Genomic DNA, 1,831 nt, shown 5'->3' with positions numbered 1-1,831 from the left:
CTCCAAGTCCTTGACCGACGGGTAGGTCCGCCCCTCGATGATCCGCCGGGCGATCACCGGCCTGACCCCCGGGAGGACCTCCTGCTCCATCAGGCTAGGCTCTGTCTGACAAACCGATTTCTAGTCTAGACCCAAAACAAGCGTGATATATAGGCGGCGCGGGTCGGCGGCCCGGGAAAAGCTCGAAAGCCCCCGGAAATCCTGGAAGAATGCCGGTTGAATCAGATCCGCATCCTTCCAACCTTCCGAGGGTTTCGAGTGATGATCATTGTCCCGCCCAAGCCCGCCGGTTTCCAGAGCACTAAGGCCAAGGAACGCAACGGCAAGCTCTTGCAACGGCGCCGGCAACGGCTCCTCGACCGCATCGCCCCGCGACCCGCGCCCGAGAGCGAGGCGCCCATGATCACCGCCGCCAACATCCACTACGAGCTGGGGCAGCGCACCCAGGGCCTCGCCCCCGGCGGCCTCGGCGCCCTTCTGCTGGTCGCCCGGCGCACCGGGTTGATCGCCGCCATCGACCATGACCTCCACCTGCTGAAGCGACACCTCCCCTATTTCGAGTCCGACCACGTCCTGAACATCGCCTTCAACCTCCTCGCCGGCGGCCGCCGCCTCGAGCACATCGAGCGGCTCCGCACCGACGAGGTCTATCTCGACGCCCTGGGCGCCGTGCGCATCCCCGACCCGACCACCGAAGGGGACTTCTGCCGCCGCTTCCGCGAGGCCGACGTCCTGGACCTGATGGAGGCCATCAACACCGCCCGGCTCCGCGTCTACGCCCAGCAGCCCGCCGACTTCTTCGCCGAGGCGACCGTGGACATCGACGGCACCCTCGTCGCCACCGACGCCGAGTGCAAGGAGGGGGTCGATATCGCCTACGACGGCACCTGGGGCTACCATCCGCTGGTGGTCACGCTGGCCGACACCGGCGAGCCGCTCTACCTGGCCAATCGCCCCGGCAACCGCCCGTCGCACGAGGGGGCGCACGCCTACATCGACCGGGCGATCGCGCTGTGTCAGCGGGCCGGCTTCCGCCGGATCGCGCTCCGCGGGGATACCGACTTCAGCCAGACCGCCCACCTCGACCGCTGGAGTGCGATCGAGGGGGTCCGGTTCGTCTTCGGGATGGGGATCAATCCGGCCCTGATGGCCCTGGCCGAGGGCCTGCCGGCCGAGGCGTACAGCTACCTGGAGCGGCCGCCGAAGGACGCGATCCGGACGGCGCCGCGGCAGCGGCCCGAGCCTGTCAAGGAGCAGGTCGTCCGGCGGCGGGGGTTCGAGACGATCCACACGCTCGAGGAGATGGTGGCCGAGTTCGACTACCGCCCGACGGCCTGCCGGGCGACCTATCGCGTGGTGGTGCTGCGCAAGCGGCTGGGGATCGACAAGGGTTCGGTGCGGCTCCGCGAGGAATACCGCTACTTCTTCTTCATCACCAACGACCGCGAGTCCGCGGCCGACGAGCTGGTGCTCGAGGCGAATGGCCGCTGCGACCAGGAGAACGTCATCGCGCAGCTCAAGGGGGGCGTGCCCGCGCTGGCGGCGCCGGTGAACGACCTGGTGAGCAACTGGGCGTACATGGTGATGGCATCGCTGGCGTGGACGCTCAAGGCGTGGGCGGCCTTGCTGCTGCCGGAGGAGCCGGGTCACGCCGAGGAGCATCGGGCCGAGCGGCGGAGTTGGCTGCGGATGGAGTTCGCGACGTTCCGCGCCGCGGTGATCGAGCTGCCGTGCCAGGTGGTGCGGGGCGGTGGGCGATTGATCTTCCGGCTGCTGTCGTGGAATCCGTGGCAGGGTGCGCTGCTGCGGCTGGTGGAGCGGCTGCGGGTGC

General features: G+C 68.9%; 1 protein-coding gene. It reads left to right on the top strand.

Annotation, left to right across the window (positions count from 1 at the left end; all coding sequences use genetic code 11):
* Nucleotides 1–261: 261 nt before the first annotated feature.
* The coding region (locus VGL20_13430; GenBank protein HEY2704679.1) for an IS1380 family transposase at nucleotides 262–1,831 on the top strand (1,570 nt) is incomplete at its 3' end.

This window comes from Candidatus Dormiibacterota bacterium, from assembly GCA_036495095.1.
Classification (GTDB): domain Bacteria; phylum Chloroflexota; class Dormibacteria; order Aeolococcales; family Aeolococcaceae; genus CF-96.
This window is presented reverse-complemented; position numbering and strand designations above follow the sequence as displayed.